Genomic DNA, 22849 nt, shown 5'->3' with positions numbered 1-22849 from the left:
AATTAAACCAGAAGCAGCAGAGCGATGACCAGCACTGCACCTAAACCGAGAGAAGCCGCATACCAACGTGCTAATCCATTCTCACTGAAACTTAATCCTTTATTGGTACCTTTAAGCAGGCAACCGAATAAATTAAAGAATTGGTTAACAGGATCATTCTGGATAAGCCACGCCGCCCCTTTATAAGGTTTGACAAACAGCACTTCATACAATGCATCGAATCCCCAAGCATGGAGCCACCATGTTGAGAAGAAACGGCCTGTACGAGTATTGGCAACCTTAGAAACACATTGACGCTGTTTTAGGTATAACCATGCTGCAATGGCAACGCCTACTATCGCTACCACACCAGAAAGAATTTCCAACACATATTTACCATCGTGCGATGCGTTTCCTTCAGGGAAAACAGCACCTAACGGTTGAGTAATTAATGCACCGATAAATGTTGATAACAGTGCTAATACCGCTAATGGGAAAGTATGAGTAAACCCTTTAACTTGGTGTGCTTCGGTTTTGGTTTCACCATGGAATACGATGAAAATCAAACGGAAGGTATAAAGTGACGTAAATAACGCGCCAACTAAACCTGCAAGCATTAAGTTAAAATGCCCGTTTGAATACGCACCCCATAAGATTTCATCTTTACTGAAGAACCCGGCTGTTAACAGCGGTAATGCCGCTAATGCGCCACCACCAATTAGGAAACAGGCATAAACAAATGGGATCTTCTTACGTAATCCGCCCATCTTAAAGATATTCTGCTCGTGGTGGCAGGCAACAATCACCGAACCTGCTGATAAGAACAGTAATGCTTTAAAGAAAGCGTGAGTCATTAAGTGGAAAATTGCCGCATCCCATGCTTGAGCGCCTAAAGCCAAGAACATATAACCAATTTGACTCATGGTTGAATAAGCAAGAATACGTTTGATATCTGTTTGTACTAAAGCTGCAAAGCCCGCTAACACTAATGTGACTGCACCGATAATGCCGACCAATTCCAGCACTTCTGGTGCCATTAAGAATAGCGCATTGCTGCGTGCGACTAAGTACACACCCGCAGTGACCATGGTTGCGGCGTGAATTAATGCAGATACAGGTGTTGGACCTGCCATTGCATCGGCTAACCAAGTTTGTAATGGAAGCTGTGCTGATTTACCTACTGCACCGCCTAACACCATTAACATTGCCCAGTTAATGACACTTGAACCCACTGCTAATTGCTCAGGAGCAAGTACTGCCATTTCACGGAAGCTCAATGTACCTAATTGGTCAAACAGGATAAACATACCGATAGCTAAGAACACATCACCGATACGCGTTACGATAAACGCTTTCATCGCAGCTGCGCCATTGGCAGGATTGCTATAATAGAAACCAATTAACAGGTAACTACATAAACCAACCCCTTCCCAACCCATATACATCAACATCATATTATCAGCCAGTACTAAGACGACCATACTTGCGATAAATAAGTTGGTATAAGCAAAGAAGCGAGAATACCCTTCTTCGCCACGCATATACCAAGATGCATACATATGAATAAGAAAGCCAACGCCAGTGATAACACCCAGCATTGTTAATGAAAGACCATCAAGAACCAGTGTAAACGGAATATTGAAATTCCCTGCTGACATCCAGTTCCATAAAGTCAGAACATAAGTTTCTTGCCCGTTAGCAAAGAAATCCATACCAGCCCAAAATGCAACAAGGGCAGATAAACCAACAGAACCTGTACCAATCCATGCTGATACGTTTTCAGACCAACGACCACGTGAGAAAGCAAGCAGTAAGAATCCCAGCAGTGGTAGCAGAATGGTTAAATAGAGTATATTCATCCGCGCATCTCACTGACTGTATCGATATTGATATTTTGGCGATGTCTATGAAGCTGTAACAACAATGCCAGACCAATACTTGCCTCTGCCGCTGCCAAGCTGATTGCCAGAATATACATTATCTGACCATCCGTTTGACCCCAAAAGCTACCACCGACAACAAATGCCAGCGCAGCCGCATTAATCATAATTTCTAGTCCGATCAACATAAACAACAGGTTGCGGCGAAGTACTAAGCAGGTAAAACCTAACACAAACAGTACCGCAGCCAAGATCAAACCATGTTGAAGAGGTATCATTTTTGCTCCCCTGCGTTTTCGTTTTCGACGAGATCGTCATGGCTCTGATCACGACCAATGTGATAAGCAACTATTAGTCCAGACAATAGAAGAACAGATGCTAACTCAACAGCCAGAATATAAGGTCCAAATAAGCTAATACCGACCTCTTTCGCGCCAATCACATCTCCAGCAATTTCGCCGTGAGTCACACTACTAATGGCGTACACTAACACCACAAGTAAAGTGAGAGATAAAAGTGCCGGCCCAACCCAAAACTTCGGTTGTAGCCATTTTTTCTCTTGATCAACGACGGATTTACCTAAGTTGAGCATCATCACCACGAAAACGAACAACACCATAATGGCGCCAGCGTAAACGATGATTTCTAATGCACCAGCAAAATAAGCGCCTAACGAGAAGAAAACCACAGAGAGTGCAATCAATGAAATCACTAAGTACAGCAGTGCATGTACTGGATTGGTATGAGTGATAACTCTCAATGTTGCAAGGATGGCAATCAGCCCCGCGATGTAAAATGCAAATTCCATGAATATCGCTCCTTACGGTAACAGGCTTTTGACATCGATAGGTTTAGCTTCATCATCCGCATCACCTTTGTCTTTGCCGTTAATCGCCATACCTGTTTTACGGTAAAAGTTATATTCAGGATATTTGCCGGGTCCAGAAATCAACAGATCGTCTTTTTCATAAACCAGATCCTGACGCTTAAACTCACCCATTTCGAAATCAGGCGTTAATTGCAGTGCCGTTGTTGGGCAAGCTTCTTCACATAAACCGCAGAAGATACAACGAGAAAAGTTGATACGGAAAAATTCCGGATACCAACGACCATCTTCATGTTCTGCTTTCTGTAATGAAATACAGCCTACTGGACAGACTGCTGCACACAAGTTACAAGCAACACAGCGCTCTTCACCATCAGGATCACGCGTCAACACAATACGTCCACGATAACGTGGTGCAACATTGACAGGTTCTTCCGGGTACATCTGTGTTTCGCGTTTGGCGAAGGCATGTAAGCCAATCATCCAAATGCTTCGTACCTGGGTGCCGAAACCAGTCAATAACTCTTTTAAAGTCATGGTTCAATCACCCCTTATTGAGCGTTGTAAAGTATCACTGCAGCAGTTACCAGCAGATTAATAAGCGTTAACGGTAAGCAAATTTTCCAACCGAAAGACATCACTTGGTCGTAACGCGGACGCGGTAACGAGGCACGAATAAGGATAAACATCATCATGAAAAATCCTGTTTTCAGTGCAAACCAAACGAATGACGGTAAGAAAGGACCTTGCCAACCACCAAAGAATAACGTCACGATAAGACCCGATACCGCAACGATACCGATATATTCACCAACAAAGAATAAACCGAATTTCATACCAGAATATTCAATGTGATAACCATCAGCCAGCTCTTGCTCTGCTTCAGGTTGGTCAAATGGGTGACGGTGACAAACAGCAACCCCTGCAATCGCAAACGTAATAAAGCCAAAGAATTGTGGGATGATATTCCACATATTTGCTTGTGAGTTTACGATGTCAGTCAGGTTGAAAGAGCCCGCTTGTGCAACAACACCTAAGATTGAGAGCCCTAAGAACACCTCATAACTTACGGTTTGTGCTGATGCACGCATTGCACCTAACAGTGAATATTTATTATTACTTGACCAGCCTGCAAATAACACGGCATACACCGCAATACCGGCAACCATCAAGAAGAACAAAATACCGATGTTTAAGTCAGCGACAACCCATGTTGAGCTAACAGGTACAATTGCAAATGACAGCAGTAAAGATGAAAACGCAATCACTGGCGCAATGGTGAAGATAAAGCGGTCAGCAAATTTCGGGACCCAGTCCTCTTTAAAGAACATTTTAATCATATCCGCAATTAGCTGCGCTGAACCTGCATAACCTACACGGTTAGGCCCATAACGGTTTTGGAATAAACCCAGTAAACGGCGTTCCCCCATACTCATAAAAGCACCACAAGTGACCACGACAAGCAAGATCACGACGGCTTTTAAAACGGTGAGTAAAATCTCTGTAACTTCAGGAGATAACCAGCTCATTATGCAATACCCCGCAGTTGACGAACCGATACACCCACCAGTGATGGAGAAATACCTGCCATACCTAACGGCAAGCCAATTTGACCTTGAGTCAGGTGAGCACTGATTTTCACAGGTAAGGTGAATTCACGGCCTTCGTAAGTAAACATCGCTTGCTGACCTTGAGTTAACGCTAATGCCTGTGCATCAGATTCACTCAATGTTAAATAAGCAGTTTCCATACGAGATTGGATAACTTCAGCGCGTTGTGATAACTCTTCACTACCAAATAAACGGTAGCAAGGTGCAACAGTCCATTGATTTTTCTGTGCATTAAATGGCGCAGGAATATCAGTGAAGTAGCCAAGTGTATTATCACCACATTCGATTAAGCGCACACCCGGATCGCCAAAGCGTAAGCTGCCACCCACTTCTGCTTGGAATTTATTCCATGCTTGAGGTGAGTTCCAACCCGGTGCCCATGCAAATGGAATTTGCTGACGAGGTGCTGTTGGGCTGTTATTACCTTCCATTGAGAACGCAAATGGAGTGTCGATATCTTTTGGTTGACGCTGTTCATGAACAGACACATTTGCCAACATAGAAGTACGTCCACTATAACGATGCGGTTCACGAGCCAGTTTCTGTCCACGAATACGGAATGACGCATTCGGTGCAGCATCAACAATGCCAGCAAACTGAGGAAGACTGGTTGCACAATGCTCGATAACACTGTCTAACTGTGTCCAATCCAACGTTCTTTCATGCCATTGAGAATCAACAGCACTCAACCAACGCCAACTCTCATGCATCACCACTTCTTTGTTATAGAAAGAAGGTTCGAAAACTTGGAAGTAGCGCTGTGCTCTGCCCTCTTGACTCACCATTGTTCCATCGCTTTCAGCGAATGAAGAAGCAGGGAGAACAAGATGTGCTTTCGCCATAATGTCTGTTTGCTGGTGGTCGATAACAATAACGTTATCTACTTTAGCAATCGCATCATCAATCACGTCTGCATCGTAGTGGCGATATAAATCGTTTTCCATTACAACAACCGTGTTAGCTTGACCACTACGCATCATTTTTAATGCATCATCAAGTGGTTGTGCATTCATCATGGCAAGACCCATGCTATTTGCATCATCAGCAACGAAAGAAAGTCCTACTTCATTACCTTTTGCTTTTAATGCAAACGCAATGTTAGCAGCTGCTTTGATAACGTCTTCGCTACCTGCATGACTACCACTGATAATTAATGGTTTCTTCGCTTGAGAAAGTGCTTGAACAATCATCTCGATATGTTTATTCAGCGCTTCATCAATGCCATCAACTGCGGGTGCTTCACCGTTAATGTTATTGGCAATCGCAAAACCTAAACGCGCTTGATCAACAACGGGTGCGCGGTAGCTCCATGCAGCAACATCATCAAGGCGGGTTTCATCAACATGAGTGACAAACAGCGGATATTTTGCACGTTGTCCGATATTCATAATCGCAGCAATTTGCCAGTCAGCTACTTTTTGAGCGGCTGCCATTTCACGCGCTTTACCTTTCACTGCTTGACGTACAGACAATGCCATACGAGCACCGGTTTGTGTTAAATCTTCACCTAACACTAAAACAGCATCGTAATCTTCAATTTCACGTAGAGATGGGGTATGAACGCCACCTTTTTGTAAAATATCTAACATTAATGTCAGTCGTTTTTGCTCTGATGCAGAGATACCGCTATAGAAGTTTTCAGCACCAACAACTTCACGTAATGCAAAGTTACTTTCAATGCTTGCACGCGGGGAACCAATACCTACGATACGCTGACTTTTCTTCAGCATATCTGCAGCAGCTTGAGTCGCTTGAACAGCGTTAATTTCTAACCAATTACTGCCTAAACGTTTTTTAGGCTGACGAGGTCTGCTTGCTAAATTCACATAACCATAGCCAAAACGACCACGGTCACAGAGGAAATAGCGGTTTACAGTCCCGTTATAACGGTTTTCAATACGACGTAATTCACCATAGCGTTCACCTGGGCTTGTGTTACAACCCATGCTACAACCTTGGCAAATACTTGGTGCAAACTGCATATCCCACTTACGGTTATAACGTGATGAGTGAGTTTTATCAGTGAACACACCTGTTGGACAAATTTCAACCAAGTTACCCGAGAATTCGCTCTCTAATGTGCCATCTTCAACGCGTCCAAAGAATACGTTGTTATGAGCACCAAAGACGCCAAGATCAGTACCATCGGCATAGTCTTTGTAGTAACGAACACAGCGGTAACAAGCAATACAACGGTTCATTTCATGAGAAATAAACGGTCCCAGATCTTGGTTTCTATGTGTACGCTTCGTAAAGCGATAGCGACGCATAGTATGACCTGTCATTACCGTCATATCTTGAAGGTGGCAGTTACCGCCTTCTTCACAAACTGGACAGTCATGAGGATGGTTTGTCATATACCATTCAACAACGCTTTCACGAAATTTCTTCGCTTCTTCGTCGTCAATAGAGATAAACGTGCCATCAGTCGCCGGCGTCATACAAGACATCACTAAACGACCGCGGGTATCCTCAGCATTTTGATACTGCTTCACCGCACACTGGCGGCAAGCGCCAACGCTTCCCAGCGCTGGGTGCCAGCAAAAATAAGGAATATCTAAGCCTAAATTAAGACAGGCTTCTAACAGGTTATCAGCCCCGTTAACTTCATATTCTTTGCCGTCTACATGAATCGTAGCCATAGTCAGCATGCTTCCCAAAGGCCTGCACAGCAGGCGTTAAACCTAGAATGTGTCGTGAAAAATTACCAGCGGCTTTTCAGCAAGTTAGGCTGAATACCTCTGATCAAGTTGGCATTGGTATAATCTTCTTGAATAATGCCAGCCTCAAATTCTTCACGGAAATATTTAATGGCGCTTTGTAAAGGTTCTACTGCACCCGGTGCGTGAGCACAGAATGTGTGTCCCGGACTTAAAGAACGACATAAATGCTCAAGTGTTTCGATATCACCAGGGCGACCTTTACCATTTTCTATCGCACGTAAGATTTCGACACTCCATGGCAAGCCATCACGACAAGGTGTACACCAGCCACAAGATTCACGAGCAAAGAACTCTTCTAAATTACGGGTTAATGAAACCATATTAATTTCATTATCTACCGCCATCGCAAGCGCTGTACCTAAACGGCTACCTGCTTTTGCAATCGTGCCAAAATCCATTGGGAGATCGAGGTGATCTTCCGTTAAGAAGTCAGTACCTGCACCACCCGGTTGCCATGCTTTCAGCTTAAGACCATCACGCATACCGCCTGCGTAATCTTCAAGGATCTCACGCGCTGTTGTACCAAATGGCAATTCCCATAAGCCCGGAAATTTCACGCGCCCCGAGAATCCCATTAATTTAGTACCCGCATCTGGGCTTTTGCCTTCACTTAAGCCGATATACCAATCTTTGCCGTGTTCAATAATCGCTGGCACGTTACACAATGTTTCAACGTTATTGACACAAGTTGGTTTACCCCATGCACCTGATGTTGCAGGGAATGGAGGTTTAGAGCGCGGGTTAGCACGACGACCTTCTAATGAGTTGATTAATGCTGTTTCTTCACCACAGATGTAACGACCTGCACCCGTGTGAACAAACAGTTCAAAGTCAATTCCTGAGCCAAAGATATTTTTGCCAAGAAAGCCTGCTGCTTTTGCTTCCTCAATGGCATGGCGTAAATTCTTAGCCGCTTCGATATATTCGCCGCGAAGGAAAATATAACCACGGTAAGCCTTCAGTGCGTGAGCGCCGATGATCATCCCTTCAATTAACAGATGTGGAAGCTCTTCCATTAAGAGACGGTCTTTGTAAGTACCCGGCTCCATTTCATCTGCGTTACAAAGGATGTAACGGATATTCATGCTTTCATCTTTTGGCATCAGGCTCCATTTCAAGCCTGTTGAGAATCCAGCACCACCACGACCTTTTAGACCAGCATCTTTAACTTCAGTGGTCACTTCCGTCGGTGACATACCTTTTAATGCTTTTTCTGCCGCTTTATAACCGTTTGTAGCACGGTATTCATCCAACCATACAGGCTGACGATCATCGCGTAAGCGCCACGTTAGCGGGTGCGTTTCTGCGCTACGAATAATCGGTTTTGCTCCTGAAATTGCTGTCATGGATACTGCTCCAGTAACGTTTCAATCTCTTCAGGTTTAACAAAGCTGTGAGTATCGTCATCTACCATCATGGTAGGACCTTTATCACAATTACCTAAACAGCAGGTTGGCAGTAACGTAAAGCGACCATCTGGTGTAGTTTGACCAGGAATGATATTAAGGTGCTTTTCAATTGCTGCCTGAATGCCTTGATAACCTGTAATATGACAAACCACGCTGTCACAAAAACGGATAATGTGACGACCAACGGGTTGACGGAAAATTTGGCTATAGAACGTAGCAACGCCTTCAACATCGCTTGCAGGTATCCCAAGAACATCCGCAATCGCATAAATTGCGCCGTCTTCAACCCAACCGCGGTTCTTTTGCACAATTTTCAGTGCTTCAATAGAGGCTGCACGCGGATCTTCATAGTGATGTTTTTCTTGTTCAATTTCAGCACGTTCTTCTTCAGTTAAAACAAACGTTGCTTTCTTTGAATGCGTGACATCAACGATTTCGATCTGCACTGCATCATCTTTTTGGTTTAATTCATTTTGCATGATTAACGATCCACATCCGACATTACAAAATCAATACTTCCCAGATACACAATCAAGTCAGAAACCAGACTACCGCGGATAACCGCTGGGATTTGTTGCAAGTGAGCAAAGCTTGGCGTGCGAATACGTGTACGGTAGCTCATTGTGCTGCCATCACTGGTTAAGTAATAGCTGTTGATCCCTTTAGTGGCTTCAACCATCTGGAATGATTCATTAGCAGGCATAACAGGGCCCCATGAAACCTGTAAGAAGTGGTTAATCATGGTTTCGATATGCTGTAATGTACGCTCTTTTGGTGGAGGCGTTGTCAGTGGATGGTCTGCTTTAAATGGCCCTTCTGGCATATTTTTATAGCACTGTTCCAGAATACGTAAGCTTTGGCGTAGTTCTTCTACTTTCAGCATTACACGGTCATAACAGTCACCATTACTTGCAACAGGGATTTCAAATTCAAAGTTTTCATAACCTGAATATGGACGCCATTTACGGACGTCAAATTCAACGCCTGTTGAACGAAGACCTGCACCTGTCACACCCCAATCTAATGCTTCTTTAGCATTATATGAGGCAACACCAATAGTACGACCTTTCAAGATACTGTTTTGCAGTGCTGCTTTTACGTAAGAATCTAGACGTTTTGGCATCCAATCTAAGAATTCACGTAATAAGCGTTCCCAACCGCGAGGTAAGTCATGAGCAACACCACCGATACGGAACCATGCAGGGTGCATACGGAATCCGGTAATCGCTTCAACGATGTTGTAAACTTTCTGACGGTCAGTAAAGGCAAAGAACACCGGTGTCATTGCACCAACGTCTTGGATAAAGGTACTGATATACAGCAAGTGGCTATTAATACGGAATAGCTCTGACAGCATGACACGAATGACTTTAACGCGTTCCGGCACTTCAATACCGGCAAGTTTTTCCACTGCAAGTACATAAGGCATTTCGTTAACGCATCCGCCGAGGTATTCGATTCGGTCTGTGTATGGGATATAGCTGTGCCAAGATTGGCGCTCACCCATTTTTTCAGCACCACGGTGGTGATAACCCACGTCAGGCACACAGTCGACGATTTCCTCGCCATCAAGCTGAAGAATAATACGGAATGCACCGTGAGATGATGGATGGTTAGGACCAAGGTTTAAGAACATAAAGTCCTCATTCTCAGTACCGCGTTTCATCCCCCACTCTTCAGGTTTAAATGTCAGCGATTCCATTTCCAGATCCTGTTTCTGCTTTGTCAGCACATAAGGATCGAACTCTGTCGCACGAGCTGGATAATCTTTACGCAGTGGATGACCTTCCCAATCAGGAAGCATCATAATACGGCGTAAATTTGGATGCCCATTAAAGACAATCCCAAACATATCCCAGACTTCACGCTCATACCAATTCGAGTTAGGAAAGATGGATGTGATAGTCGGAACATTAAGATCATTTTCACTTAATGCGACTTTCAACATAATATCTTTATTACGATCGATTGATATCAGATGATAGAAAACGGAAAAGTCTGCTGCTGGCAAGCCTTGACGATGCGTACGAAGACGCTCATCAAAACCATGCATATCAAACAGCATGACATAAGGTTTTGGTAAAGATTTGAGGTATAGCATTACCTCAATAAGTTGTTCCCGCTTTACCCAAACAACTGGCATACCAGTACGAGTAGGCTGGAACGTAAACGCATCTGGCCCAAATTTCTGACGCAGTTCATTAACCACCTGATCATCAATATGATCGGTCGTTTCCCACGCTGGCCGAGCGCCTTTTTGCGCTATCTGATCGGTCATTTCTATTCACCACAACTTTGATCAGGGTTACTATGATCGCAACACATTGCTCTGGTTACGTCTTAGGCAAAAGCCTTTAAATTTCGTCAGGAGTACGCAGATTTTTCACTGCGATACGTTCACCGTGTTTTCTTTCTCGTTCTGATTGCATATTGGCACGGTAGACGCCTTGGTCGCCGACAACCCATGATAATGGGCGACGTTCTTTACCAATGGACTCTTGTAATAACATTAGTGCTTGCATGTAAGCTTCAGGGCGTGGTGGGCATCCAGGAATATACACATCAACTGGAATGAACTTATCAACACCTTGCACTACTGAGTAGATGTCGTACATACCACCAGAGTTTGCACATGCCCCCATAGAGATAACCCATTTAGGCTCTAACATCTGATCGTATAAACGTTGAATAACGGGTGCCATCTTAGTAAAACAAGTACCCGCAACCACCATAAAGTCAGCTTGACGAGGTGATGCACGTAATACTTCTGAACCAAAACGAGCCACGTCATGCACTGCCGTAAATGACGTCACCATTTCAACGTAACAACAGGAAAGACCAAAGTTATATGGCCATAAAGAGTTTTTCCGTCCCCAGTTCACAACGTCATGCAACGCATGTTCCAGTTTTCCCATATACACGCTGCGATGAACGTGAGCATCTAATGGGTCACTGACAATTTCCTGTGATTGCAGGGGATAACGGTCATTCTCACCGTTCGGATCTATGCGGGTGAGCGTATAATCCATTTCTAATGCCTCGCTTATTACTGCTGCGGATGTTTGCCGCTGGTTAATCGAACATGGCTTTTACTCGCAGTTTCACGGCGAGAGCGAACAGGCGTCCAATCTAATGCGCCTATACGAACCAAGTAGAATAATCCAGCTAATAAAATAGCGATGAAGACTGACGCTTCAATAAAGCCTAACCAGCCAACTTCACGAACGGAAACAGCCCAGGCATAAAGAAACAGTGCTTCAACATCGAAAATAACGAAAAACATGGCAACTAAATAGAATTTAGCTGACATGCGCAGACGAGCGCTGCCAACAGAATCAAGACCAGATTCATAAGGAACATGCTTTGCCCTTGCCTGTGCGCGTCCGCCTAAATAGCGGGCACCCAACAACATGAGCGAACATAACCCCAATGCGCCTATGAGGAAGACAGCAAATGCCCAATGATGGGCGATAACTTCGGTGGTTGTAGACATACTCATTGCTTACTCATCAAAGGTGGTGTCAATTAACCAACTCTTATCCGGCGGTTTACACCACATTTCTAATTACGAAAAAAAAGGCAAATTAAACAGACTTGCTAATTAAAGAAATAATAACAGTCTATTTATACCTTTCTTCTTTTTTAGAAAACTTTGCGACAAATCACTCAGTTTTCTATCGCGATTTAACAAATTTAACACTCATTTTTAACACCCAATTACTGGCTAATGCTAAAACGTGTCAGTCAACCGACAAACTTTATGCTAACACGCTTAGTCTAACCGATAATTCGATTTTACTACACCAGTATCTCAGGAAAAACCTGACTCAACACAGGCAAATGTGCCTTATTTTCTTGATCAAACTCACAAAATAGTCGAAAAAATACTTAATCAGTTTAAAATTTATCCAAATTTTAACAAATTAACTTTCTAATATTGTGGAGGAGGTCAAATATCCGCTTAGATTTACTTTTTTATTCTCTTAAAACCTAGACAATCTTTTTATTTGTTAACAAATCCTACAAGTGATTAACCGAGGAGGATGGTAAACATTTTTTTAACAAGCAGTTAAGGTAGTTATGGAATGAAATGTCACAAAGATAAATACATAAAACAACATAATTATTAACACAGTGTTACTATTTCAAAAAAAGGCAATAAAAAAACGGAAATAAATGCACTTTATTGCATCTATTCCCGTTTATCATTATTCATCACTATCCAGTTTTATTTGACTCTTTTTTAATCTTTAATTTTTGTGTTTTAACGCTAAAAAATTTACACAATTATTAATGTGATTATTCAAGTTCAGTAGAGCTAATATCTTCAGGTGCAGTGACGGTATAAGGTGTTTTTTTGTTTTCAATCGCATTGAATACTGTTAACACCGCTTCATTTTGTTCATCAGAATTACGATATAACCAATATTGTGTTTCAGGTAAACGAGGTAATCCTTCGCTTTCGCCTAAAATACGCAAATCGGCATTCTGCATTTCAAGTGGACGTGCAGTAATACCCACTTCTGCATTAACTGCAGCACGAACAGCAGATAAAGAAGCGGCTTCATAAGCAATACGCCATTGAATTCCCGCGTCATCTAGCGTGTTTATCGCTAATTGACGGAATGGGTTAGTTTCATCCATTACAACTAAAGGGATCGGTTCATTCATTTGTAATTGGAAATCAGGCGCACAATGCCATAGTACTGGTGCAGTACGTAACGCTGTACGTGGGTGATGACCAATACGTGCTGTTGTTAATGCTAAATCAATTTCATGATTATCTAGCATTGTCTCAATATATTGAGAACGTTTAATACGTACATCAACCGCTAAACGTGGATACACAGACGCGATACGATTTAATAAAAACGGTAATAAAGTATCAACAGAGTCATCAGAAGCACCAATACGTAGCTCCCCTTCTGCATCGCTATACGTTAATGATGCCGTTGCATCATCATTCGCACGCAGAATTTGACGCGCATAACCTAACAGTTGTAGACCATGCTCTGTTAAAAGTTTATTACGACCATGACGGGCGAAAAGTTCTCTACCCACCAATTGCTCTAAACGTTGCATCTGCTGACTTACAGCAGATTGGGTTCGACATACAGCAGCGGCGGCTGCTGCAAAAGTGTTCAAATCTGCTACAGCTACAAACGTTCTAAGCAGATCGAGGTCGAGATTCATTATCGGACGATTTGCATTAATCATTGTTTATTCTTCACTTATTTTTGATTTTTAAATTACATATACCTGGTGTTTTATATCAAAAGTCTAAAAAAGACTTCCGATTCAGACAGTACTCTACTCTGAAAAGGAGAGCAAAGACATACCGAATACTTTACATTTGTTTCTTATCGTTTACACCTCCTAGATAGAAAGGAATTGCATATTTTTGTAACAAATTAAATTTTATTATCATTTCACGCATTCACAAGAAAGAACTGTATACCGTCATCACAAGTTAGACTTAGATCATACTATATTGCTTTCTCATTCATAAATTTTAACATTTTGAAAATAATTTAAATTATCTTAACTATGCATCTGAGTTTAAGTATCTTCCCCTATAAATTAAATTTAAGATTTAAATTTAATTTATACTTAAACTAATTGATTGCTATAGAATAAAGTAGATTTAACCATATTATTTGAAAATTTAATATATTAAGTCAGATAATACAAATCCGATAAAATTATTCAATAATTGATTATGCAACATTTCATCTACCTATCCATCACATCAACTTATTTCTGATCACCACACTAAAAAGCACCTTTTCAATAGAATAATAGTCCAGATTATTTATAGAAACTGAAATATAAAACTATCATAAGCAATACAATCAGTCATCAAAATAACATTCTAAGAATAAACTGACCTTTTACACCAAAAATTACCTAGCATCTTCAAAAGTTTGTAACGTAAGAGTAGAGTGATAGAACAGTTATTTGCTGGGACAGCCTTTTCATTTGTATCTTTCTATATGAATAGCAATCGGCGATAAAAGTCGCTAAGTCGCCACCATCACAATAAAAGATACGAGTCAGACCCTATTAGGTAAACGCGCTATGAATCAGATTAAAAAATCAAACAAACTCGAACATGTCTGCTACGACATTAGAGGTCCGGTTTTGCAAGAAGCAAAACGTCTGGAAGAAGAAGGTAACAAAGTTTTAAAACTCAATATTGGTAACCCGGCACCTTTTGGCTTTGAAGCACCTGATGAAATTTTAGTAGATGTGATCCGCAATCTACCAAGCTCTCAGGGTTATAGTGACTCCAAAGGACTGTTTTCTGCGCGTAAAGCTATCATGCAGCATTATCAAGCCCGTGATATGCGTGATGTCACTGTTGAAGACATCTATATTGGTAATGGTGTTTCTGAGTTAATCGTGCAAGCGATGCAAGCCTTATTAAATAATGGCGATGAAATGCTTGTACCTGCGCCTGATTACCCATTGTGGACAGCAGCCGTTTCTCTTTCAGGGGGAAATGCGGTTCACTATATGTGTGATGAGCAACAAGGTTGGTTCCCTGATTTAGATGATATCCGCAGTAAAATCACAAAAAATACCCGCGGTATTGTTATTATCAATCCAAATAACCCAACAGGTGCGGTATATAGCAAAGATATTCTGATGGAAATCGTTGAAATTGCACGTCAACATGACCTGATTATCTTCGCTGACGAAATCTACGATAAAATTCTGTATGACGATGCTCAACATCATTCTATTGCTGCAATGGCACCCGATTTATTGACCGTAACATTTAATGGTTTATCAAAAACCTATCGTGTTGCGGGCTTCCGCCAAGGTTGGATGGTATTAAACGGCCCTAAAAAACACGCTAAAAGCTATATTGAAGGCTTGAATATGTTAGCGTCTATGCGTTTATGCGCTAACGTTCCTATGCAACATGCCATTCAAACTGCATTAGGTGGCTATCAGAGTATTAGTGAGTTTATTCTGCCGGGTGGTCGCTTATATGAGCAACGCAATCGTGCTTGGGAACTGATTAATCAAATTCCGGGTGTTTCTTGTGTTAAACCTATGGGTGCATTGTATATGTTCCCTAAAATAGACCTTAATCGTTACAGTATCAAAGACGATCAGAAAATGATCCTCGATTTATTACTGCAAGAAAAAGTATTACTAGTACAAGGTACTGCCTTTAACTGGCCATACCCAGACCATTTCCGTATTGTGACTCTTCCGCGTGAAGATGACTTAGATATGGCAATTCAAAAATTCGGTCGCTTTATTGTCGGTTATCATCAATAAGATTACCTACATCTAAAATAAAACGCAGTATAACAAGCAGTTATATTGCGTTTTTTTATTTTCTTTTCTATTAACGTTTACATCCACCTATTATCCACTCACAATAATGTCTTCAATCACGCAATTGGGAGATATTATGAGTTACTTTTTTGCCCACCTTTCTCGCTTAAAACTCATTACTCGTTGGCCTTTAATGCGTAATATTCGCCAAGAAAATGTTTCTGAGCACAGTTTACAAGTCGCTTTTGTCGCCCATGCCCTAGCGGTGATTAAAAATCGTAAATTTGATGGTAATGTCAATGCCGAGCGTATTGCATTACAAGCGATGTATCATGATGCCAGCGAAGTGATCACCGGTGATATGCCAACTCCGATTAAGTACCATAATCCACAAATTGCTCATGAATATAAAAAAATAGAAAAATATGCCCAGCAAAAACTAATTGAAATGTTACCAGAAGAATTACAAGACGATTTTCGCCCCCTTATTGATGAGCAATTACATAGTGAAGAAGAAACCTTTATTGTCAAACAAGCAGATAGTCTATGTGCTTATTTAAAATGCCTTGAAGAGCTTGCAGCTGGTAATAGTGAATTTAATTTAGCTAAAAATCGCTTAGAAAAAACATTAGCAGAAAGACATAGCCCTGAGATGGACTATTTTATGAAAGTGTTTGTACCCGGTTTTAGCTTATCGCTGGATGAAATTAGTGAGTAAGCGAAACTATTACCAAATAAAAAAAGATGAGTGCTTATATACACTCATCTCAGTTGAATTTTTTAATTTATTTGCTTTAATTACGATTCATTCCTACTTATTTATTTGTCATTGATACTTCTTTACTTTCACTTAATCTATTTAATATATTTAATGCATCTGTCCTTTGTTCTCGTTGTATCTCATTTATTTTACTTGACTTGCCAAATATATTTTTAAAATTCTCTAAAAATCCTATTTTTTTCATAACACTATCATTATTCTGTAAATATTTTTTTATTATTGACATTTTTTCTTTTTTTGATAAATCTTTATTTTCAATTTTATTTTTAATAATAGAAAAATCACTACTATTTAAGCTATATCTATTATCAAGACTTTTATTATCACTCTCACCAACAGTAGTGCTATAGTGTTCCCTATAACTATTAAGCTTGTTAGCTACCTCTTCATTTCTTTTTTTTGCATATTCATTAGATTTTGACTCATCCTTAATATTATTTTGCCTTCCAACATCTTGTTCTTTGCTAAAATGATAATTTCTAACTATCTTATTATTATCATGAACCACACCTTTATTTTTTACACCTAAAATATTTCCACTCAATTCGCTTGTATTTTCTGGGGAAAAAGTTGAAAGGAAAGGTGTTTTTATTTCTTTTGGGGTACCAATAGTAATAACATCACTTTTAATATTATGATTTAACAATAATGGAGATGAGATATTCTGCACCATTGTGATCTGTTTAGAAAATACATTAGCTAGCTTACTTTCCGAATGATTAACCTTTAATGAATTTGTTGAAGCTGAGTTATTCACTATTAAACCTTGCATTTTAAAAACTCCTGATAATCTATGTTTTCATATTAATTTACTCCTCAATAATTGATATGATTTAAAAAAACACACATACATAAATATAAAGTATACATCAAATAAAAAACCACCGACCAATAAATAAAAAACGCTGTTTATTAATTAATAAACAGCGTTTTTGCAAGGCAATAATATTGATAATTAGAATGGGAATAATAACGGGATCAAGAATACGCTAATAAACATCACAATAATGGTAAATGGCACCCCAATCTTAATAAAGTCTGCAAACTTATAACCACCAGGTTCAAGAATAAGCGTATTAACCGGAGATGAAACTGGCGTCATAAATGCCGCCGAAGCCGCCACACCAATCACCATTGCAAATGGTAATGGTGATACATGCATTTGGTTTGCAGCCGCAATAGCAATTGGTGCCATTAATACTGCGGTTGCAGTATTCGAGATAAACAACCCGATTGATGCACAAAGTATAAATAAACACACCAACATCACTTGAGGGCCGGCACTACCTGCAACATCCATTAAGCCATTTACAATAAGCTCGATACCGCCTGTTTTTTGTAGTGCAGCAGCAAAAGGCATCATACCGACAATTAAAATAATACTTGGCCAATGAATAGAGCGATAAGCACTTTCCATATCAATACAGCGGAACTTACCCATTAATAAACAGGCAATAAGTGCCGCAATAAAGTTAGGTACTTCATTCGTCACCATCAATGCCACCATTAATGCTAACGAAAATAATGCATGGGGTGCTTGAGATGAAGCAGGAGCAACCGTTTCAATTTCAGCAGCCAAATTTAATACGATAAAATTACGTGGTTTAGTGGATAAAACGCGAATAAGTTTCCAATCACCAATCACCAATAACACATCGCCAAGGCGTAATGGCTCATCGACTATCTTACCTGGCAAGGCGCTTCCTTCGCGACGAATAGCAACGACATTTAAGCCATAACGAGTACGAAATTTAATTTCTCTTAATGATTTGCCTAACAATTCTGAATCAGGATTCATGGATACTTCAGCCAGCCCTACATCACGAGATTGTTCAGAAAAGTATTCTCCTCGTAGCACCATTGGCTCTAGCATCTGTTCACGACAAAACTCACGCAAATCGACATCACTAGCTGACATATCAACTAATAAAACATCACGCTCTCTTAATTCAGTGCCACCGGTTGCGCTAACCATAACACGCCGAAACCGCCTCCAGCGTTCAATACCGACAACGTTTGCACCATAACGAGAACGTAAGTGTAATTCATCAAGTGAATGACCTACTAGCGGAGAACCTTTACGAATTGCTAAACGACGAGCTCGTCCCGCTAATTGATAATCACGAATAAGATCACGGAAAGTACGACGATAAGCTTCTTTTTGCTTACCATTATCGTTGTTTCCTAGCCACCGACGTACCACCAGCATATATAAAATGCCTACGAATAAGACGGCAATACCAATAGGTGTAATGGAGAAAAATTGAAAACTTGGTAACCCTTCTCTGACTAATTCACTGTTAACAACCATATTAGGCGGTGTTGCCACTAAGGTCATTAACCCACTAATAAGTCCAGCAAAGCCTAACGGCATCATTAAACGACCGGGAGATATTTTCATGCGAGCAGCAACACTCAGTACAACAGGAATAAATATGGCAACAACACCTGTCGAACTCATGAAAGCACCTAGACTTGCAACGCATATCATTAATAGCACAAGCATTTTAACTTCACTGCTACCCGCGACACGAACTAGCCAATCTCCCATTTGATAAGCCACACCTGTTCTCACTAACCCTTCGCCAATAACAAAAAGAGCAGCAATAAGTAATACGTTTGGATCGCTAAATCCTACTGTGGCTTCATTTAATGAGAGTGTACCGCTAAGAACGAATGCGATGATGACAAGTAAAGCGACCACATCCATGCGGATTTTGTTGGTCGTAAAAAGGACAATAGCTATCAATAGCAGGCTTAAAACCCATAATAATTCGCTATTCAAAATGGCCTCGATCAGCAATAAGTGAAAACAGTTTAAGACATCAATTCACTACATTGATAAGTAGACCATTTTTACAACAATAAGTCTTCTAATATGATCAAAGAAAAGACTATCTTTTGTGCGTTATTATCACTTTTTCAGCTTGCTTCTCGATTTGAATATCGTTTAAAGAATCAATAATTAAATGAATCTCATTACGGCGAGGGAGAGAAAGAGGAGCGTGAACAGCAACCACTTGGCATCCTGCATCTAAACCAGAGTAAATACCCGCAGCTGCATCTTCAAAAACTACACAATCTTGTGGTAATAAACCCAATTTCTTGGCACCTAAAAGATAAGGCTCAGGATTAGGTTTACCTCTACTAATACATTCTGCTGTGACCCAATGCTTAGGTTCAGGGATGCCTGTGACAGATTGGCGCGTTGAAGCAATAGGCACAGTGCCTGATGTAACAATCGCCCAAGGAATATTTAAGTCATTAAGGCGCTTAATCAGTTCAATAGCACCCGGAAGCGGTGCTAACCCTTCGGTTTGTGTTGATTCTAATTTTTCTAACCAACGAAAAGTTTCAGTTATTTCTTGTTCGGTTGCATTAGGCATAAAATGGCGAATCGACTCAATAGCAGGTTTTCCGTGGATGTAGTCATTAATCTCTTGTGTTGATACACCTACGCGCTCACCAAATAGCGCCCAACAATGCTCAACAACCGGTAATGAATCAACTAATGTTCCATCAAGATCAAACAGAAAGCCTTTACATGTGATCGCCATAATTTATGCCTACCTTTACCTTACAGTGGTGCGCTAATGATTACGCATTAAGTATTTGCTGAATTTCAACGGCGCTAAGGTGATATTGGCGAGGGCACGCTAACCAAACGTTAAGCATTCTTTGGTATTTCTCCCACATTGGTGTTTGAGAGTTAAAACCATGACTGCCACTATCGAAATGCGTGTAACGCCCTTCTGTATTCACCATAAAACGCACATAGCTAAGATAGCGGGATTCTGTCGCCGCATCAAAGCCTATAAATGCGACACGACGAGCATCAGGCATCTCTTGTTCTTTTAAGTTATCACGAGAAACTTGCAATGCATGGTACATTTCCATGACGTTAATAATGGTACGACAGGTCTCTTCTGACATTTCATCGAAGTCACGGTCAAGTTCACGTAATTGTAATCCATACCCACGTTCAATAATTGTCTGATAGCGACGATAACGTTCAGCGTTATCAGGGTCCATCATAGTCATCATTTTATATTGATTAGAGAGGATCAAGCGTTGTGCGTGTGTCATTTCCATCATTAATTCTCCAAAGAAATCATTGAGGAGAGAATGACATTAATCAAAAGTATTGAGTAGTGTTAACTACGCGTTTTTTGATCTCAACGGGGTAATTCAGATGACAATCATGACAAACGAAGAAGGTAGAACAAATGTTCTACACATCATCAAGAAAAGAGCGATCAAGTTGCTTAAAAGCACGTTTTAATAAATGAGCTAAAGAAAGGTAAGTGGGTGTTTGCTCAACAGGGGCTAAAGCAATGCCTGCTTCTTCAAATTTTTCACGAATTTCATAAAACCAGCGTAATAACGTCGCAGGAAGTGGCGTAGCTGCACGTTTACCCAACCACCATAATCCTTGCATTGGCAAGCTACAAGCAAAAAGCGCGGTCGTAATTGCAGGTCCCAAATTACCGCCTAATGCGATTTGCCATGTCATTGTAAAAATGGCGATAGGTGGCATATAGCGAATACCAAAGCGTGTAGCTTTGACAATCCGATTTTCAGGGAAAACAGGTGCTAACTGCTTTTCAACCGGCCAGGTTTTTAAATACTCGTTACCCAAACGAAGCTTCTTAAAAAAGCCGGGGGGAGTCACTGTCGGTTCGCTCATAATGACCTCAATCAATTTCTTCTGTAACTTTTAAAAAATATCTATAAAGAATAAAAATCTTTTAGTAGAATTAAGTATATTTTGTCTTTGTTGCCTTTACTCTGTATCCTGTGCCCATTCTAAAGGTTTGTGGCAATAAAGCGCTATATTTTGTTTGCCGGCGTGATTTTCAACCCTTTTCGCCGATTTTAACGCGAAAAGTTAATGGGTGAATAAAAATCGTCCAATTAATGATTGGCAACTATAATTAGCATCAAGTTTTTTACTTTAAGCATGATGCGCGTCATTAATGTCATCATAGGAATGCGATAGGCTTTTATGATTGACGTTTTATTAACCACCGTCTTTATAATATAAAAGACACTACGACAACAAGATAAATAGGTAATTCCATGTCAAGTAAGCTGGTGCTGGTACTGAACTGCGGTAGTTCTTCTCTTAAATTTGCAATTATCAACCCAGAAAATGGTGAAGAATTCCTGTCAGGTTTAGCTGAATGCTTCAACCTTCCTGAAGCCCGCCTGAAGTGGAAAATGGATGGCCAAAAACACGAAGCTGCGTTAGGCGCAGGTGCTGCTCATAGCGAAGCATTAAACTTCATCGTAAATACTATTCTGGCTCAAAAACCAGAACTTTCTGCACAAATCGCGTCTATCGGTCACCGTATTGTTCATGGCGGCGAGAAATTCACTAAATCTGTCGTGATCACTGACGAAGTTATCCAAGGTATTGAAGCAGCTATCCCATTTGCACCATTGCATAACCCAGCTCACCTTATTGGTATTGAAGAAGCGCGTAAAGCATTCCCTCATTTAATTGAAAAAATGGTTGCTGTTTTTGACACCGCTTTCCATCAAACAATGCCAGAAGAAGCTTATTTGTATGCTCTGCCATACAGCTTATATAAAGATCACAGCATCCGTCGTTACGGTGCTCACGGAACTAGCCATTTCTATGTTTCTCGTGAAGCCGCTAAAATGTTAAACAAACCTGTTGATGAACTGAACGTAATCACTTGCCACTTAGGTAATGGTGGTTCTGTTTCTGCTGTTGTTAACGGTAAGTGTGTTGATACTTCTATGGGTCTGACTCCATTAGAAGGTTTAGTAATGGGTACTCGTAGTGGTGATATCGATCCTGCTATCGTGTTCCATTTACACGACACTTTAGGTATGAGCGTTGAAGACATCAACAAACTGCTGACTAAAGAATCAGGTCTGTTAGGTTTAACAGAAGTCACTAGTGACTGCCGTTATGTTGAAGATAACTACGACACTAAAGCAGATGCTAAACGTGCAATGGACGTTTACTGCCATCGTTTAGCGAAATACATCGGTTCTTACTGTGCACTGATGGAAGGTCGTTTAGATGCTATTATCTTTACTGGTGGTATCGGTGAAAACGCAGCAATGGTACGTGAATTATCTCTGAAAAAACTGGCTCTGTTAGGTTTTGAAGTGGATCATCAACGTAACTTAGATGCACGTTTCGGTAAATCAGGCACTATCACTACCGATAACAGCCGTCTTGCTGTTGTTATCCCAACTAACGAAGAGTTAGTTATCGCTCAGGACGCAAGTCGCCTGACCGCTTAAGTTCTTTGATGTACTGCCAGTGTCATACTGGCAGTACTGTTTTACATAACGAGCAACCGATATTTA

20 protein-coding genes are annotated in these 22849 nt (G+C 40.8%); 3 read left to right on the top strand and 17 right to left on the bottom strand.

The features are described 5' to 3' along the window. Window positions 1–2: 2 nt before the first annotated feature. The 12 genes from nuoL to hexA all read right to left on the bottom strand — a co-directional run bounded on the left by nuoL (window position 3) and on the right by hexA (window position 13644). Window positions 3–1838: an NADH-quinone oxidoreductase subunit L gene (nuoL, locus tag AB4J89_RS00900; protein ID WP_311755022.1), complete on the bottom strand. Its 1836-nt coding sequence runs from the start codon at window positions 1836–1838 to the stop codon at window positions 3–5. Then, on the bottom strand, window positions 1835–2137 hold the full coding sequence (gene nuoK / locus AB4J89_RS00895) for an NADH-quinone oxidoreductase subunit NuoK (protein ID WP_023581731.1): 303 nt from the start codon (window positions 2135–2137) through the stop codon (window positions 1835–1837). The genes nuoL and nuoK overlap by 4 nt, the downstream gene beginning before the upstream one ends. Continuing rightward, window positions 2134–2667 carry an NADH-quinone oxidoreductase subunit J gene (gene nuoJ / locus AB4J89_RS00890; RefSeq protein WP_368467769.1) on the bottom strand — a complete coding sequence of 178 codons (534 nt, stop codon included), beginning with the start codon at window positions 2665–2667 and terminating at the stop codon, window positions 2134–2136. The genes nuoK and nuoJ overlap by 4 nt, the downstream gene beginning before the upstream one ends. Window positions 2668–2679: 12 nt before the next feature. Next, on the bottom strand, window positions 2680–3222 hold the full coding sequence (nuoI, locus tag AB4J89_RS00885) for an NADH-quinone oxidoreductase subunit NuoI (RefSeq protein WP_006533299.1): 543 nt from the start codon (window positions 3220–3222) through the stop codon (window positions 2680–2682). Window positions 3223–3236: 14 nt separating this feature from the next. Beyond that, complete coding sequence (gene nuoH / locus AB4J89_RS00880) at window positions 3237–4214, bottom strand: NADH-quinone oxidoreductase subunit NuoH (protein WP_088495127.1); 978 nt, start codon at window positions 4212–4214, stop codon at window positions 3237–3239. Then, the gene (gene nuoG / locus AB4J89_RS00875) at window positions 4214–6946 is read right to left on the bottom strand and encodes an NADH-quinone oxidoreductase subunit NuoG (protein WP_088495126.1); all 2733 of its coding nucleotides are present in this window, start codon (window positions 6944–6946) and stop codon (window positions 4214–4216) included. Before nuoG ends, nuoH begins: the two co-directional genes overlap by 1 nt. A gap of 53 nt (window positions 6947–6999) precedes the next feature. After that, on the bottom strand, window positions 7000–8364 hold the full coding sequence (nuoF, locus tag AB4J89_RS00870) for an NADH-quinone oxidoreductase subunit NuoF (RefSeq protein WP_088495125.1): 1365 nt from the start codon (window positions 8362–8364) through the stop codon (window positions 7000–7002). Further along, window positions 8361–8906, bottom strand: coding sequence for an NADH-quinone oxidoreductase subunit NuoE (gene nuoE / locus AB4J89_RS00865; protein ID WP_006533305.1), 546 nt, complete (start codon window positions 8904–8906; stop codon window positions 8361–8363). Before nuoE ends, nuoF begins: the two co-directional genes overlap by 4 nt. Window positions 8907–8908: 2 nt before the next feature. Beyond that, window positions 8909–10705 (bottom strand): NADH-quinone oxidoreductase subunit C/D, encoded by a 1797-nt coding sequence (nuoC, locus tag AB4J89_RS00860; protein WP_088495124.1) that lies wholly within the window; start codon window positions 10703–10705, stop codon window positions 8909–8911. 76 nt (window positions 10706–10781) lie between these two features. After that, on the bottom strand, window positions 10782–11456 hold the full coding sequence (locus tag AB4J89_RS00855) for an NADH-quinone oxidoreductase subunit B family protein (RefSeq protein ID WP_004243697.1): 675 nt from the start codon (window positions 11454–11456) through the stop codon (window positions 10782–10784). 17 nt (window positions 11457–11473) lie between these two features. Continuing rightward, the gene (locus AB4J89_RS00850) at window positions 11474–11926 is read right to left on the bottom strand and encodes an NADH-quinone oxidoreductase subunit A (protein WP_036912633.1); all 453 of its coding nucleotides are present in this window, start codon (window positions 11924–11926) and stop codon (window positions 11474–11476) included. An 800-nt stretch (window positions 11927–12726) separates the two neighbouring features. Next, window positions 12727–13644, bottom strand: a complete 918-nt coding sequence (hexA, locus tag AB4J89_RS00845; protein ID WP_075670634.1) for a transcriptional regulator HexA — start codon at window positions 13642–13644, stop codon at window positions 12727–12729. A gap of 861 nt (window positions 13645–14505) precedes the next feature. On the opposite strand from hexA, the gene AB4J89_RS00840 reads away from it, so the two are divergent. Together AB4J89_RS00840 and yfbR are read left to right on the top strand one after the other, a co-directional pair. Then, on the top strand, window positions 14506–15720 hold the full coding sequence (locus AB4J89_RS00840) for a pyridoxal phosphate-dependent aminotransferase (RefSeq protein ID WP_088495123.1): 1215 nt from the start codon (window positions 14506–14508) through the stop codon (window positions 15718–15720). Between the two features lie 136 nt (window positions 15721–15856). Next, the gene (yfbR, locus tag AB4J89_RS00835) at window positions 15857–16438 is read left to right on the top strand and encodes a 5'-deoxynucleotidase (RefSeq protein ID WP_049203494.1); all 582 of its coding nucleotides are present in this window, start codon (window positions 15857–15859) and stop codon (window positions 16436–16438) included. A gap of 97 nt (window positions 16439–16535) precedes the next feature. Here the strand turns inward: yfbR and AB4J89_RS00830 are convergent, their stop codons facing one another. The 5 genes from AB4J89_RS00830 to yfbV form a co-directional block, all read right to left on the bottom strand. Next, window positions 16536–17273, bottom strand: a complete 738-nt coding sequence (locus AB4J89_RS00830) for a hypothetical protein (RefSeq protein ID WP_368467763.1) — start codon at window positions 17271–17273, stop codon at window positions 16536–16538. Window positions 17274–17456: 183 nt separating this feature from the next. Further along, the gene (locus tag AB4J89_RS00825; protein WP_368467761.1) at window positions 17457–19286 is read right to left on the bottom strand and encodes an SLC13 family permease; all 1830 of its coding nucleotides are present in this window, start codon (window positions 19284–19286) and stop codon (window positions 17457–17459) included. 109 nt (window positions 19287–19395) lie between these two features. Then, window positions 19396–20058, bottom strand: a complete 663-nt coding sequence (locus tag AB4J89_RS00820; RefSeq protein WP_088495119.1) for a sugar phosphatase — start codon at window positions 20056–20058, stop codon at window positions 19396–19398. Window positions 20059–20098: 40 nt separating this feature from the next. Further along, window positions 20099–20593 carry a YfbU family protein gene (locus AB4J89_RS00815; RefSeq protein WP_088495118.1) on the bottom strand — a complete coding sequence of 165 codons (495 nt, stop codon included), beginning with the start codon at window positions 20591–20593 and terminating at the stop codon, window positions 20099–20101. 139 nt (window positions 20594–20732) lie between these two features. Then, entirely contained in the window at window positions 20733–21188 is a 456-nt protein-coding gene (yfbV, locus tag AB4J89_RS00810) for a terminus macrodomain insulation protein YfbV (protein ID WP_069367978.1), read from the bottom strand. 392 nt (window positions 21189–21580) lie between these two features. On the opposite strand from yfbV, the gene ackA reads away from it, so the two are divergent. Next, complete coding sequence (gene ackA, locus AB4J89_RS00805; RefSeq protein ID WP_088495117.1) at window positions 21581–22783, top strand: acetate kinase; 1203 nt, start codon at window positions 21581–21583, stop codon at window positions 22781–22783. Window positions 22784–22849: the final 66 nt, after the last annotated feature.

Origin of the sequence: Proteus sp. STS61-E (assembly GCF_040932335.1) — a bacterium.
GTDB classification, from domain to species: domain Bacteria; phylum Pseudomonadota; class Gammaproteobacteria; order Enterobacterales; family Enterobacteriaceae; genus Proteus; species Proteus mirabilis_B.
Note: the sequence above shows the minus strand (reverse complement) of the source record. Positions and strands in the feature narration are given on the sequence as shown.

What these genes read in the sequence shown, in the direction of transcription:
- yfbV (WP_069367978.1), bottom strand. Translation starts at nt 21,188, where the DNA reads ATGAGCGAACCGACAGTGACTCCCCCCGGCTTTTTTAAGAAGCTTCGT.
- nuoI (WP_006533299.1), bottom strand. Translation starts at nt 3,222, where the DNA reads ATGACTTTAAAAGAGTTATTGACTGGTTTCGGCACCCAGGTACGAAGC.
- AB4J89_RS00815 (WP_088495118.1), bottom strand. Translation starts at nt 20,593, where the DNA reads ATGGAAATGACACACGCACAACGCTTGATCCTCTCTAATCAATATAAA.
- yfbR (WP_049203494.1), top strand. Translation starts at nt 15,857, where the DNA reads ATGAGTTACTTTTTTGCCCACCTTTCTCGCTTAAAACTCATTACTCGT.
- nuoF (WP_088495125.1), bottom strand. Translation starts at nt 8,364, where the DNA reads ATGACAGCAATTTCAGGAGCAAAACCGATTATTCGTAGCGCAGAAACG.
- ackA (WP_088495117.1), top strand. Translation starts at nt 21,581, where the DNA reads ATGTCAAGTAAGCTGGTGCTGGTACTGAACTGCGGTAGTTCTTCTCTT.
- hexA (WP_075670634.1), bottom strand. Translation starts at nt 13,644, where the DNA reads ATGATTAATGCAAATCGTCCGATAATGAATCTCGACCTCGATCTGCTT.
- AB4J89_RS00820 (WP_088495119.1), bottom strand. Translation starts at nt 20,058, where the DNA reads ATGGCGATCACATGTAAAGGCTTTCTGTTTGATCTTGATGGAACATTA.
- nuoE (WP_006533305.1), bottom strand. Translation starts at nt 8,906, where the DNA reads ATGCAAAATGAATTAAACCAAAAAGATGATGCAGTGCAGATCGAAATC.
- nuoK (WP_023581731.1), bottom strand. Translation starts at nt 2,137, where the DNA reads ATGATACCTCTTCAACATGGTTTGATCTTGGCTGCGGTACTGTTTGTG.
- AB4J89_RS00830 (WP_368467763.1), bottom strand. Translation starts at nt 17,273, where the DNA reads ATGCAAGGTTTAATAGTGAATAACTCAGCTTCAACAAATTCATTAAAG.
- nuoJ (WP_368467769.1), bottom strand. Translation starts at nt 2,667, where the DNA reads ATGGAATTTGCATTTTACATCGCGGGGCTGATTGCCATCCTTGCAACA.
- AB4J89_RS00840 (WP_088495123.1), top strand. Translation starts at nt 14,506, where the DNA reads ATGAATCAGATTAAAAAATCAAACAAACTCGAACATGTCTGCTACGAC.
- nuoC (WP_088495124.1), bottom strand. Translation starts at nt 10,705, where the DNA reads ATGACCGATCAGATAGCGCAAAAAGGCGCTCGGCCAGCGTGGGAAACG.
- nuoH (WP_088495127.1), bottom strand. Translation starts at nt 4,214, where the DNA reads ATGAGCTGGTTATCTCCTGAAGTTACAGAGATTTTACTCACCGTTTTA.
- nuoL (WP_311755022.1), bottom strand. Translation starts at nt 1,838, where the DNA reads ATGAATATACTCTATTTAACCATTCTGCTACCACTGCTGGGATTCTTA.
- AB4J89_RS00855 (WP_004243697.1), bottom strand. Translation starts at nt 11,456, where the DNA reads ATGGATTATACGCTCACCCGCATAGATCCGAACGGTGAGAATGACCGT.
- nuoG (WP_088495126.1), bottom strand. Translation starts at nt 6,946, where the DNA reads ATGCTGACTATGGCTACGATTCATGTAGACGGCAAAGAATATGAAGTT.
- AB4J89_RS00850 (WP_036912633.1), bottom strand. Translation starts at nt 11,926, where the DNA reads ATGAGTATGTCTACAACCACCGAAGTTATCGCCCATCATTGGGCATTT.